This window comes from Novosphingobium sp. G106 (genome assembly GCF_019075875.1).
In the GTDB taxonomy this organism is placed as follows: Bacteria; Pseudomonadota; Alphaproteobacteria; order Sphingomonadales; family Sphingomonadaceae; genus Novosphingobium.
This window is the reverse complement of sequence record NZ_JAHOOZ010000001.1, coordinates 2,607,918-2,620,663: the sequence shown is the minus strand read 5'-3', so window position 1 is coordinate 2,620,663 and position 12,746 is coordinate 2,607,918. Positions and strand designations below refer to the sequence as shown.

Here is a 12,746-nt window from a genome sequence, read left to right as displayed (position 1 = left end):
ATCATGAAGGTCTCAACCGGATTACTCGCCGCCGCTTCGCTCGTCTCGTTGGCCTCGATCACGGCCAACGCCTTCGCCCAGGCCGCCCCCGAAACCGCCTCATCCGCCGGGCACGTCACAGGCGCGCGCCCCGGCGACGCGGACGGGGCCTTCGTCAGCCCGTTCAAGTTTAGCGAGCCCGATGGCGAGAAGATCTATCGGCGCGTCTGCGCGGGCTGCCACATGCCCGATGCCAAGGGCGCCAAGGGCGCGGGCTTCTATCCGGCGCTCGCCTCCAACCGCAAGCTGGAGGCCAGCGGTTACCCGACCACGGTCGTGGTGCACGGCCTGAACGGAATGCCGCCCTTCGCGGACGCGATGACCGATCAGCAGATCGCCGACGTCGTGAATTACGTGCGCACCCATTTCGGCAATCACTATCGGGATGTTGTCACCCCGACAGAGGTCAAGACCGCGCGTTAGGCTACAACATTTAGGCTTTTTTCGCTGCATCTTGCTTCGCCGAAATAGCCGACCTTAAGCTGTCGATCAGCGGCTCTTGTTAACGGCCATTCGCTCATCGCGATCATCCGCCAGCGCTAGCGAATTTCTGAGCCATAATCTGCGAATATTCGCCCGCTTCCGCCAGGCCAACCGAGATATATGCGGTGCATCGGGATGTTACTGTGCAGACGGTAGAGAGAATTTCGATGGATATGGAACGCTTCGCCGAGAGGTGGATCTCGGGAAGGGCATGTTCTTGTAATGCGGCGGAGCGGAAAGCTGCGGCGCGGGTGCACATCTATGTCGCCGATGAGCGTTCGCCCCTCTGCGTCGTCACAGCGGTTCGGCGCAGCGGCGCGAACGCCTATCGCATTGTTTTGATTGTCCTTGAGTCCGTCAATCTGGGGTTCATTCAAACTCACCGACCTCCTTGCTTCGCGCTGAGAGAACGGCGTGGGGAGGACAATCATGAACAATCCGCGTCTAATCGTCGCCGGCTTTGCAGCCCTGGGTCTCATGATGACCTCCGGATGCGTGACTGACCCCAATACGGGGCAGAAACACGTTTCGGGGGCGGCAATCGGTGCAGGCGCCGGCGCGTTTGGCGGTCTTCTGTTCGGTGGACTGGTCGGTGGCGGCGCAGGTCGAGTCATTGGAGCTGGCATCGGGGCCGTGGCAGGGGCGGCGATCGGCACGGACCAAGATAGACGGACCAAGACTTTGAAGGAACAGACCGCCGGGGAAGGCGTCGATGTCCAACCGCCGCGAGATAACGCGAACCTGGACGCGCAAGGCAACCCGCGAGCGAACCAGGGTACTCAGGACCCAACGCGAGGGTACTAAAGCTAGCTGGCGGCTTGCCTGCCAGGCCGACCGCAAGAGTAACGACCGGCACAGGCTTCATTCGGGCGCTCGTCGATGCGGTGCTCGCCTGATCGACCGAAGGTAGAGCAGGCGGGTGCTTGGCCCCGCGTAATTCGGAATTGAAGCTGTGGCGGCTCAACGAAACCGGCTCAGGGCAGCCTTCCATTCCCTGTCCGGCGGCATCGGCAGGGTGATGACCGCTCGTTCCTCGCTGGGCGCATCAACGGGATCGAGCCGGATCGACCGCACGGCGAAGCGCTTCTGCACGGTGCAAATATTGCAGTAGAAGTGCAGGCGCGCCTGGCCGAGCTGCATGTCCGAGTGTTTCTGCTCGAAATGCCACCAGAGGCCGTGCGGGTCGAAGGTCGCCCAGTGGCCGCAGTGACAGGTCTAGGTTTTGAATTTGGCCGGCGATCCGTCCAGCAGCGGGATGCTTCCTCGCGTTTGCGACCCGAGGGCTGATCAGCTCTATGACGGTGGGAAAGGCCCAAGCCTCAGTTCGCTGGAAATTCTGTAATCGTGTTGCAGCGGCAGGCGGTCGCGATCAGTCGCTGCCTGGCCGAACCCAATGGGAAGCGGACATCACGCGAGCGTGATCCATCGCCATGGCCCGGTCGTTGTCGCCAGTCATCACCTCGAGCGTCCGGTTGTAGAATTCGACTGCTCCGGCGCCGTAGTCGGCGGCAAGTCGAACAGCACGCCTCCAGCGCCGCCTCGACATCGCTCTCGGTTGCACATCGCAGCAGCGAGAGAAGAGACTTATTGAGCATTCTGGCATGGTCCATTGCAGCGCTCCGAATAAGCAATGCTAGCGATATTATTTAGGCGCGTGCTCGATCAGCCTGTCCAGAGCTTGCCTCAGTTCCCTCGCCGCATCGAGCATTCGGGCTCGGCGGTCGGGTACTTCGAGCGCGAAAGCCGCCCACCGCGTGAAGTCCTGGCTCGCCCGCTGGGCTTCCTGAATTTGCTTTGACGTCATGGGGGCGGGCTAGCAGCGGAAATCGGGCGGGGAAACTTGCGGAACTTAGTTTTGCCTATCAGGCGACCTCAGCGCAGGTCGAGCGTTTTGGACTTATGACGCAGCCGATCACACTCGACATTCCGCACGACTTGGGCCGCGTCGCCGCGCGAAAGGCTTCAGCAGGGCGTGGGCCAAATCGCCGGAATCGTGCCAGGGGGCCTCAAAGAGCATCGATGGGACGGCGACACGCTCTATTTCGTGATCGAAGCCATGGGCCAGCGCGTCGCCTCGCGTATCGAGGTCCATGACGCGAACATTCACGCTGTCGTCGATCTCCCGCCGCTGGCAGCCTTGTTCGCGGGCGCGATCAAGGAACAGCTCGGCCAGGTGGGCAACAGGCTACTGCGGTGAAGCGGGAAGAGCTTCCGGCCTTGCCGGGCTGGTTACGCACGAGCGAAGGTCGCTAGGCGCGAGTTGGCATGGATCGCCGCCAAAGCGGTCCTCCCGCGATCCAAATTCAATCCTTGATAGCCGCCGGTCGTTCATGTCATCGCGATGCTTCGACAGGGCCCTGGCTTGCTACGACGGGCATGATCAAGTTTCTGCGAAGCTGGTGCAGGCCGACCGGAAGGCGGGCACATGCCGCCGACAGGCATCCCGAAGACTGTCCTCTATCTGGTTCTGAACGGCGCCGTACGGGCCTAGCCTTCAGTCATTGCGTGTCCTTTCTCATTCTTGATAGGAATTGCGTCCGCGATTTCATCCGCTTGATCAGAGCCTTGATCAAGCCACCAGCCGAGGTCTGGCACGGCGGCACCCTCTTGCTCAGTCTGCCTATTCCCGTCTTCCTATGCAGCGCGTTCAGGCGCCTTCGTCTTCATCTTCATCGGATTCTGGGAGCCCTTCGGCATCCTCTTCGTCAGGCTCGAGGACGCCGCTTTCGTCTTCCTCTTCGAGCTCGTCCTCGTTGGGTTCGGGCCGCTTCTGCTCGTCATCAGAATCATAGTCGCCTTCAAAAACTCGCGGGGGTAACCCATGATGTCGCTCCATGCCGGCATGATGCCGACGGAACCCAAAACCGAAATCTCACCCGCCGTTCCGGCGAGGCGGGCCAAATTTTCAAGAATCGTATTGATGGAGGTTAATTCGGCTCGCTGCTCGGGTTCTTCGCCAGCTCTCGGGGGTTGTTAGGTTGACCAATACCCCAGACATCGGAGATCTACTATGGCAGCTACTAAGTCGAGCGCACCGACCAAGAGTGCGAAAGCGAAGCCCGCATCCAAAACGGCTCGCAGGACCGAGCGCGCCGCAAGCAAGCCCGTCGATGCGATCAAGCTGCTCAAGGACGATCACAAGGAAGTGAAGACCTTCTTCAGTCTGTATGAAGATCTGGACGACGAGGCCGAGAAGCAGGCGCTGGCCGACAAGATCTGCCTGGCGCTGACGGTTCATGCGCAGATCGAAGAGATTTATTACCCTGCCACGCGCGCTGCGATCGATGACGACGATCTGCTCGACGAGGCCGAAGTCGAGCATGCCAGCGCCAAGCAGCTGATTGCCGAGATTCAGGCGATGAAGGCAAGCGACCGGCTATTCGATGCCAAGGTTACGGTGCTTGGCGAATACATCGACCATCATGTCGGCGAGGAGGAGAACGAGATGTTCCCCGAGAGCCGCGACAGCGAGCTCGACCTGAAAGCACTCGGCGAGCAGCTCGCGGCGCGTAAGGCCGAGCTGATGGCTCAGATCGGAGCGTAATCGGCGACACCGGGCCATGGGTAGGTTATAGATCGTGCCCATGTCCTCGGCAAACGACCCTGCAAGCACGAATGACGACAGGCAAACTGATTGCCTTATCATCGGTGGGGGGCCGGCGGGGCTCACCGCGGCGATCTATCTCGCTCGCTTCCACCTGGCCGTAGCGGTCGTCGATGCGGGCCGGAGCCGTGCGAAGCTCATCCCGCTCACGCGCAACCATGCCGGATTTCCCGACGGGATATCCGGGCCCGACCTGCTGGCGCGGATGCGCCGACAGGCAGATCTCTACGGGGCAAGCATGATCGAAGCGACGGTCGAAGCCCTGTCACAGCACGAGCAAGATTTCGTCGCGACGTTCGGCGATGCATCGACCTTCCGCGCCCGTACTGTCCTCCTGGCCACCGGCGTCGTCAATCGCCGTCCGCCGATGATCGACGAACGCACGCATTCGCAGGCCTTGGCTAGCGGCCAGCTGCGCTATTGCCCGATCTGCGACGGCTACGAGGTTACTGACAAGCGTGTTGCCGTGATGGGGACCGGGCAGCGCGGCTGCGATGAAGCGCTGTTCCTGCGCACCTATACCGCGGATGTTACGCTGGTTGCGCCGAGATGCGATCATAGTCTCACTCCCGAGCAGCGGGAGACGCTGACTGACGCAGGGGTCGGCCTCGCCGCGGGCTGCGAGGCCATTCGGCTGGATGGCCAGAAGGTCGTGCTCGATCTCAAGGACCACGCAGTCCAATTCGACAGCCTCTATCCTGCGCTCGGTTCGGATATCCGATCCGAGCTGGCCGGCCAGCTCGGCGCCGCGCGGTCGGAAGAAGGCTGCCTGACCGTAGATGCACATCAGCGCACCAACGTGCCAGGTCTCTATGCAGCTGGAGACGTCGTGCTCGGCCTCGACCAGATCAGCCACGCCATGGGCGAAGGCGGTGTCGCCGCGACCACGATCCGTAACGATCTGGCCCGGCAGACACCGCTTCGTCGTTAGCTCAGGTCTGGGGATGCGCGTCGAGATCGACGGCGAGTTCCCGCGGCCAGAAGCGCAACGCCCGTGCCGCCTCGATAAACGCTGGCGCGTCCGCCGCCGTCGCGAGTAGGAGACAGGCTTCGTCGAGATCGTCGGCTATACCCGCGGCAACGAAAATCGCCTGGGCCTCGGCGCTGATTGCAATGTATTTGCAATGCGCGAAAGCGTCGGTGACGAAATCCTTGGCCGCGGCATCACGGGAGAGCAGCTTGGCACCCTCGGCGGAGACCAGCAATGCCACCGCATCGAATAGGACCGAGGGGCCGCCGTCGATCTTGTGTTTCGCTGCCACGGTCGTCCCGTCCGACAAGGTCGCGCCCGCGATCTTGGGCGCGATGACTTCGTAGACCGCGCCTTCGCCGTCCACTGCCTTGAGCAGCGCCTTGAACAGTGCGGCATCAGCGCCATCGCTGAGCAGGATGCCCAGCTTGCGCCCCTTGAAACTGTCGGGGCCGTTCTTGACGATGCTGAGCTTGTCGGAAGCCGGCAGGTCGGTGATCGGCTCGCGGGCCGCGACCGCCGCGTCGGGCATGGCAAGGCCGAGGCCGTCCGCGACGGTGGTTGCAAGCGCAGTGTCGACATTGCGGAGGTGAGAGACGACGCGTGAGCGGATGTCGGGCCGCTCCACCTTTGACAGCTCGAACACCAGCGCATCGCCGATATGCTTCTGCTCGATCGGCGTCTGGCTGACGAAGAACTGGCGCGCCTGGCTATAATGGTCGGCGAACGTTTCTGAACGCACGCGCTGCTTGGGACCCTCAGCGACTTCGGCGAAGCTGGTGAAACCGCGCACCGGGTCCTCACGCGGCCCGCCCTGCGTTGGACCCCAGCTGTTGGGCTCATAGTTCGCCCGGCCCTTGGGATTGTGCATTGCCATGTGCCCGTCCTGCTGGAAATGGGCCATCGGGCATTTCGGCGCATTGATCGGGATGTGAGTGAAGTTGGGGCTCCCGAGCCGCTTTATCTGGGTGTCGAGGTAAGAGAAGTTACGGCCCTGGAGCAGAGGGTCGTTCGAGAAGTCGATGCCTGGCGGCACGTTCTGGGTGCAGAACGCGACTTGCTCGGTCTCGGCGAAGAAATTGTCGACGACGCGATCGAGCACGAGCCGGCCGACCACGCGGACCGGCACCAGTTCCTCAGGGATCAGCTTGGTCGCATCCAGCACGTCGAAATCGAAGCTGTCAGCGAAGGCATCGTCGAACAACTGCACGCCCAGTTCCCACTCGGGAAAGTCGCCGGAGTTGATCGCGTCCCATAGATCGCGGCGGTGGAAGTCGGGATCGGCGCCGTTGATCTTCACGGCTTCGTTCCAGACGACCGACTGCAGGCCCTGCTTGGGCTTCCAGTGAAACTTGACGAAAGTTGACTTGCCCGCGGCATCGAGCAGCCGGAACGTGTGGACGCCGAAGCCCTCCATAGTCCGGAACGAGCGCGGAATGGTCCGGTCGGACATCTGCCACATGACCATGTGGAAGCTCTCGGGCGTAAGGCTGATGAAGTCCCAGAAGTTGTCATGCGCAGATTGGGCCTGCGGAAATTCACGGTCAGGCGCGGGCTTCACCGAATGGACGAGATCGGGAAACTTGATCGCGTCCTGGATGAAGAACACCGGGATATTGTTGCCGACGAGGTCCCAGTTGCCTTCCTGCGTGTAAAGCTTGACCGCGAAGCCGCGCACGTCACGGGCAAGATCGAACGAGCCCTTGTTACCGGCGACCGTCGAGAAGCGGACGAAGGCGGGAGTGCGCTCTCCGACACGCTGGAATACGTCAGCGCGGCTGACGTCTGAAAGGCTGTCTGTCAGTTCGAAAAAGCCGTGCGCCGCGTAACCGCGAGCATGGACGACGCGCTCGGGAATCCGCTCATGGTCGAAGTGGAACATCTTCTCGCGGAAATGGAAATCCTCGAGCAACGTTGGACCGCGCGTACCTTGTTTAAGGCTGTTCTGGTCGTCGGCAACCGGCATCCCCTGCTGGGTAGTGAGCGTGGCAACGTCTCCCCCGGCGACCTGATGGGTTTCCCCTCCGTCTGCCTGGGCTTCGCCATAGGCAAAGGTGATTTCCGCATTGGCCGGGACCCGTGATGCCTTCTGCGGGGATTCGGCGCCGATATCGGCGCCGCCAATGTCAGCAGGTGCCGGCGCCTTGGGGGACTTGGCGGACTTATCGAGCGATGCGGGCTTCTTGGCCATCGTGCATGATCCTTGTCGGTGGGTGGGACGGCGAGAATGCAAAGCTCTCGGTGTTGCCGGCGAACGGCCGCCACGCCAAGAGCAGTGGCTATGTCCATTCGGTAACCCGGCCCCGTCAGCGGGGTTGCGCGCGATTTTGAAAATTAACTTCGATCAAGACGATTTCACGGGGCGGCAAGCAACGAGCACGCTGGTCGCCCGTTATCGCCTGGCCATGTTCACTGAACGCTTCCTCAGAGACAAACGCGGGGTCCGCCTTGATCCCGAAGAACGCGCTCGCCTCGAAGCCGCAATCAGCGACGTCCGAACGCTTGAGCCGCGCTCCACGCTCGTGCGCGCGGGTGAGCATTTGCTTACGAGCACGCTGCTGCTCGAGGGCTTCATGTCGCGCTATATTGATGATCGCAACGGACTGCGGCAGCTCGTCGCCGTGCACGTGCCGGGCGACTTCGTCGACCTTCATGCCTATCCGCTGAAGGTGCTCGATCACGACGTCGCGACGATGACCGCCGCAACTGTCGCCATCGTGCCTCACCAAAAGCTAGACACGATCACAAGCGAGCTGCCCGAGCTAGCGCGCAAGCTCTGGTTCGCGACACTCATCGACGCGGCCATTCATCGTGCATGGCTATTTCGGCTCGGCCGTCTCGATGGAGTGGGGCGAGTGGCCCATTTCCTGTGCGAAACCAACGCCCGCCTTGCTTCGGCCGGGCTCAGCGACGGACGCCGGTTTGCGCTGGGCCTGACGCAGAACGATATCGCGGAAATCTGCGGCCTGACGAACGTTCACGTGAACCGAGTCATGCGGCATTTGCGCGAGGAGCGCCTCTGCGTGTTCCGCTCGTCACTCGTCGAGATCCTGGATCCTGAACGGTTGATCGCGCGCGGACAGTTCAACCCCGACTATCTCTACATCGACGCAGGCCCGCGCGATGCTCAGCCCTTCCTTGCAAAGGTCCCGTGATGGAATCACCTTCAGTGCCGCAGCCGCAGACCGAACCCGGATACGCCAGCGCAGAACAGGGTTTGGTCATCTTGGACGGTCCGGACGGTGTGGCCGTCACCATGACCCCGGATGCCGCGGCCAAAACCGGAGAAAGCCTGATTTCCGCGGCGGCGACGGCGGAGCGACAAGTGTCGGAGCGGTCGCGCGAGAACCGCATTTAGCTCGCTTAGCCTCGTCGCCCGCACCGCCGCGACATGGGAACATTTCTGTCTGCTCGGGGAGAGAAGGTAATGGAATCGATCGCAGGATGGGTCGCGCCGATCGCGACGACGATAGCTGCCATGATGACCGCCGCCAACCTCGGCGCGCGCGTTACCGGCTGGGGCTTCGTCGTGTTTACGCTGGGGTCGATCTGCTGGTCGCTGGTCGGCCTGGGAACCGACCAGACCAATTTGCTCGCAACCAACGCCTTTCTGACACTGGTCAATCTGGTCGGGATTTGGCGCTGGCTTGGGCGTCAGCGCGCTTATGAAGACGGCGGCAAAGCAGCGACCGAGGCCAGTCGCCGCGCGGCGGTGCCGACCTTGTTCACTGCCACCGGTATTGCCGGCATGCCGGTCGTTGACGATGCGGGCAAACCGGTCGGCCAGGCTATCGAAGCCTTAATCGAATGCGGGTCTGGCGGTGTCAGCTATGTTGTCGTGTCGTCCGGTGGAATCGGCGGTTTCGACGAGACGCTGCGCGCCGTACCGCGAGACCAGCTCGAATTTGGTTGTGACCGGCTCATTCTGCGGATGGAGCGGCCCAAGTTCGAGGCATTGGCCGCGCTCGAGACAGGCGATTGGCCCGCGGCAGCGATGGCCGCATGACCATCACCTGGACAGCAACCCGTCTCGCCGCTCTGCTGGGCGAGAGCGATCTCGTATATCTGGCTGACGACGATCAACATGCCGCCGCGCTCGCTGCCGCTCTGGCGGCGCTGCGACCCGATCATCCGGTGCTGTTCATGCCTTCAAGCGACGCCCTGCCGGGCGATATCGCTCCGGCATCGCCAGCCAACGTCGGTGCCCGGGTAGCCGCGTTGCACGAATTGCGACTGGCTCAGCGGGAATCCGTTCGGCCCGGTCTGGCGCTCATCCTGAGCGGCGAAGCCGCAGCGCAGCGCTATCCGCCGCCGGAAGCCTTCGACTCTATGCCGCCGCGTCTCGTTGTCGGGGACCAGATTGTAGCCGCGCAGTTGGCGACCACGCTCGAAGAAATCGGTTATTACGCCGACGACCGGGTCGACGAGCCGGGGGAGATAGCGGTGCGCGGTGATGTGATCGACATCTTCCCGGCCGACGCCGGTCTGCCGGCGCGCATCGAGTTTTCCGAGGATAGCATTGCGGCGATCCGCAGCTACGATCCCGCGACCCAGCGCAGTGTGGTCGACCTGAACAGCCTGGAGATCGGGCGCGCGGCAGCGCCGTGCTGCCCTGAGAGAGTAGCGATCCTGGCGCATCTCGCGCCAGTAACGATCATTTATTCGAACAGCGCCGATGCCCGCCGGCGGCGGTTCCTTCAACTCGCCACCGACGCAGCATGTGGACGCGCCGACAGGGTGGAGGCGATCGATGACACCGCCTGGAGCATGGCACTCGAACCGTGGCGGCAGCTGAGCCTTGAAGCCTCGTACCAGCGGGTGCCGAACTTTGCGCAGGTGCGCTCACCGCTTACCGCACTGACCCGATTTGCGCGGCCGCTGCTGGACGGCAATCGCAGCCTGGTGCTGGCCGGAAGCCAACGTGACCTGCGCTTTCTTCGCTCGCGCGTAGCCAAGCGGCTTTGCTGCGAAATCGCGATCATCTCCGATTGGCGGCAAGCCGAGGAACTTGCGTCGGGGCAGGCGGGGGCGATCGAGATGCCCGCAGATGCTGGATACGTCGATGAGCGCCATGTTGTTATCGCTGCCGCTGACGTTCTCGGCAGCCGCGCAATCGTGGGCGACATCGCAGAAGCCGCCGTCAATCCCTGGGCTCAGGGAGGGGAAATGCGGATCGGCGACGTCGTCATACACGAGGATCATGGCATCGGGCTGATCGCAGGGCTCGAGCCGGCGCCGGCCACAATATCAACGTCCGGCGGCGAGACCGGCGATGGTGGCGAAATGATCGCGCTGGAATATGCCGGGGGCGCGCGGCGCCTGGTTGCGATCGACGACGCCGACCTGATCTGGCGCTACGGCGCCGACGCCGATGCAGTCCGGCTCGACAAGCTAGATGGCTCATCCTGGCAGAAGCGGCGGGCCCAGATCGACCAGGCTATCGCTGAAAGTGCGCGAGGCCTAACAGCGCTGGCCGAAGCACGAGCTAAGCTCACCGCGCCCGTGCTCGATCCAGATCCCGCCGCCTATGAGAAATTCGCCGGCGGATTTCCGTTCAACGAGACTGCCGATCAGGCGCGGGCGATCGCCGCCGTGCGCGACGATCTTGCATCGGGCAAACCTATGGACCGGTTGATCGTCGGCGACGTCGGGTACGGCAAGACCGAGGTAGCGCTGCGCGCTGCCGCGCTTGCTGCACTGGCAGGCTACCAGGTGGTGGTCGCCGCGCCCACAACCGTTCTCGTTCGCCAGCATCTCGAGAGCTTCAAGCGGCGCTTCGCCGCGTCGGGCATCATCGTCGCGGGCTTGTCACGGCTGTCGAGCGCCGCCGAGAAAAAGGCGGCGAAAGCTGGCCTTGCCGATGGGTCAATCCAGATCGTCATCGGTACCGGCGCGGTGATGACCAAGGACGTGTCCTACGCCAAGCTGGGTCTGGTGGTAATCGACGAGGAACAGCGTTTTGGCGCCGCCGACAAGGCGAAGCTGCGGGGCACAGGCGAGATGCATCTGCTGACGCTGAGCGCGACGCCGATCCCGCGCACGCTGCAAATGGCGCTCGTCGGTCTCCAGCAAATCTCGATAATAGCCACACCGCCGGCGCGCCGCCAACCGATCCGTACGAGCCTGGACCAATTCGACGACCTGCGCATCCGAACCGCGCTGCTGCGAGAAAAGGGCCGCGGCGGGCAGAGCTTCATCGTCGTGCCTCGCATCGAGGACATGGCCTCGCTGGCCGAGAAGCTTGCGCGCATTGTTCCGGATCTCACAATCGTTGAGGCGCACGGCAAGATGGCGGCGAGCGACATCGACAGCGTTATGGTCGGGTTTGCCGACGGGGAGGGCGATATCCTGCTCGCTACCAACATAATCGAGGCCGGGCTCGACGTCCCACGTGCCAATACCATGATCGTCTGGCGTGCCGACCGCTTCGGCCTCGCCCAATTGCACCAGCTGCGCGGCCGCGTCGGGCGCGGTAATCGGCGCGGGCAAGTCATTCTTCTGACCCAGGCCGAGAACGCGATCGCCGAACGAACGCTGAAGCGGCTGCGCACGCTCGCGGCCTTCGACCGCCTTGGCGCCGGCTTCGATATCGCCGCGCAGGATCTCGACATGCGCGGCGCCGGCGATCTGCTCGGCGAGACCCAGGCCGGCCACGTCAAGCTGATCGGCATCGACCTCTACCAACACCTGCTCGGGACGGCGCTGCAGCGGGCGCGCGGCGAGGACGTCGAGCGCTGGACGCCCGAGCTCAATATCGGTTCGTGCGGAGCCATCCCGGACAGCTGGGTGCCCGAGGCCGATCTGCGGCTCGCGCTTTATGTCCGGCTGGCCCGGATAGACGACGAGGCGGGGCTCGACGCGTTCGAGGACGAACTGGCCGATCGCTTCGGACCCTTGCCGGCCCAAGCCCAGGTGCTCCTCGAACACGCGAAGCTTCGTCCGTCTGCGCGCGCGGCCCGGGTGGCACGTGTCGATGCGGGCCCTGCCGCGATCGCGCTGACCCTGCGCCTCGACTTCGCCGGCAATGCCAGCCTTGCGGGCCTCGCCCTAAAAAACGGCAGGCTTCTACTGTCCGAAACTATACCCGAAGAAGCGCGGCTGGAACGGGTCCAGGTTCTGCTCGAAACCCTCGCGGCCTAAGCACGTGGCCCACACATCGAGATCTTTCGCTGAACGGCAAGGGGCCGGTACATCTTCAGGTCTGCCCGCCGCTCTCGCTATGTCTCCGCGCTCAGTTGGGTGATCATCCCGTCCGGAACGGATCTCCGGGCGGACGATTGTAGTTAAACTCGAGCGGAGATAGCCAGTGACGGACAAGGAAGCCGAAATCGTTCACTCTGCTCTTTCGAGCTGCCTCACGCTCGACGGTGTGACCGTGGAAGTGCGCATCTTTCGGCACAAACATGAGCCGACATGGGCCCTCGAGTTCATATCCGAAGATGGAATGGCGACATTATGGAACCACCAGTTCGTTACCGAGGTCGCAGCGCTCGCGGCGTTTCAAGCGTCAGAAGAAGAAGGTATGTCCATTTTTCTCGACGAGGGCGCGCATCGTACGATTCATTGATCTGCATTCCCTAATCGCGGCAACCGGTATTCTAGGAAATGCGGCACGTTCAGACGTTTGGAGACGGGCACGCGGTTGCCGTC

At 62.9% G+C, this 12,746-nt stretch carries 13 protein-coding genes; 10 read left to right on the top strand and 3 right to left on the bottom strand.

What is annotated here, in order from left to right; genetic code table 11:
- The first annotated feature begins 3 nt into the window (after positions 1 to 3).
- On the top strand, positions 4 to 462 hold the full coding sequence (locus KRR38_RS12550; protein WP_217401950.1) for a cytochrome c: 459 nt from the start codon (positions 4 to 6) through the stop codon (positions 460 to 462).
- A gap of 489 nt (positions 463 to 951) precedes the next feature.
- Entirely contained in the window at positions 952 to 1,326 is a 375-nt protein-coding gene (locus tag KRR38_RS12545; protein WP_217401948.1) for a glycine zipper domain-containing protein, read from the top strand.
- Between the two features lie 156 nt (positions 1,327 to 1,482).
- Here KRR38_RS12545 and KRR38_RS12540 read toward each other — a convergent pair whose 3' ends face one another.
- A complete protein-coding gene (locus KRR38_RS12540) occupies positions 1,483 to 1,662 on the bottom strand; it encodes a hypothetical protein (RefSeq protein WP_217401946.1) in 180 nt (59 codons plus the stop codon).
- Between the two features lie 832 nt (positions 1,663 to 2,494).
- Between KRR38_RS12540 and KRR38_RS12535 the strand changes: the two genes are divergently transcribed.
- Complete coding sequence (locus tag KRR38_RS12535) at positions 2,495 to 2,719, top strand: polyhydroxyalkanoic acid system family protein (protein WP_254514774.1); 225 nt, start codon at positions 2,495 to 2,497, stop codon at positions 2,717 to 2,719.
- Between the two features lie 450 nt (positions 2,720 to 3,169).
- Here the strand turns inward: KRR38_RS12535 and KRR38_RS12530 are convergent, their stop codons facing one another.
- On the bottom strand, positions 3,170 to 3,358 hold the full coding sequence (locus KRR38_RS12530; protein WP_217401943.1) for a hypothetical protein: 189 nt from the start codon (positions 3,356 to 3,358) through the stop codon (positions 3,170 to 3,172).
- Positions 3,359 to 3,532: 174 nt separating this feature from the next.
- Between KRR38_RS12530 and KRR38_RS12525 the strand changes: the two genes are divergently transcribed.
- Together KRR38_RS12525 and KRR38_RS12520 are read left to right on the top strand one after the other, a co-directional pair.
- Positions 3,533 to 4,066 (top strand): hemerythrin domain-containing protein, encoded by a 534-nt coding sequence (locus KRR38_RS12525; protein WP_217401941.1) that lies wholly within the window; start codon positions 3,533 to 3,535, stop codon positions 4,064 to 4,066.
- 40 nt (positions 4,067 to 4,106) lie between these two features.
- Positions 4,107 to 5,057, top strand: a complete 951-nt coding sequence (locus KRR38_RS12520; protein WP_217401939.1) for an NAD(P)/FAD-dependent oxidoreductase — start codon at positions 4,107 to 4,109, stop codon at positions 5,055 to 5,057.
- A 1-nt stretch (position 5,058) separates the two neighbouring features.
- Here the strand turns inward: KRR38_RS12520 and KRR38_RS12515 are convergent, their stop codons facing one another.
- Positions 5,059 to 7,287, bottom strand: coding sequence for a catalase (locus tag KRR38_RS12515; RefSeq protein WP_217401931.1), 2,229 nt, complete (start codon positions 7,285 to 7,287; stop codon positions 5,059 to 5,061).
- A 214-nt stretch (positions 7,288 to 7,501) separates the two neighbouring features.
- Between KRR38_RS12515 and KRR38_RS12510 the strand changes: the two genes are divergently transcribed.
- The 5 genes from KRR38_RS12510 to KRR38_RS12490 all read left to right on the top strand — a co-directional run bounded on the left by KRR38_RS12510 (position 7,502) and on the right by KRR38_RS12490 (position 12,663).
- On the top strand, positions 7,502 to 8,251 hold the full coding sequence (locus KRR38_RS12510) for a Crp/Fnr family transcriptional regulator (protein ID WP_217407246.1): 750 nt from the start codon (positions 7,502 to 7,504) through the stop codon (positions 8,249 to 8,251).
- A 14-nt stretch (positions 8,252 to 8,265) separates the two neighbouring features.
- Positions 8,266 to 8,454: a hypothetical protein gene (locus KRR38_RS12505; protein ID WP_309141038.1), complete on the top strand. Its 189-nt coding sequence runs from the start codon at positions 8,266 to 8,268 to the stop codon at positions 8,452 to 8,454.
- Positions 8,455 to 8,523: 69 nt separating this feature from the next.
- A complete protein-coding gene (locus KRR38_RS12500; RefSeq protein ID WP_217401926.1) occupies positions 8,524 to 9,102 on the top strand; it encodes a PRC-barrel domain-containing protein in 579 nt (192 codons plus the stop codon).
- Complete coding sequence (locus tag KRR38_RS12495; protein WP_217401924.1) at positions 9,099 to 12,236, top strand: DEAD/DEAH box helicase; 3,138 nt, start codon at positions 9,099 to 9,101, stop codon at positions 12,234 to 12,236. The genes KRR38_RS12500 and KRR38_RS12495 overlap by 4 nt, the downstream gene beginning before the upstream one ends.
- A gap of 166 nt (positions 12,237 to 12,402) precedes the next feature.
- Entirely contained in the window at positions 12,403 to 12,663 is a 261-nt protein-coding gene (locus tag KRR38_RS12490) for a hypothetical protein (protein ID WP_217401922.1), read from the top strand.
- Positions 12,664 to 12,746: the final 83 nt, after the last annotated feature.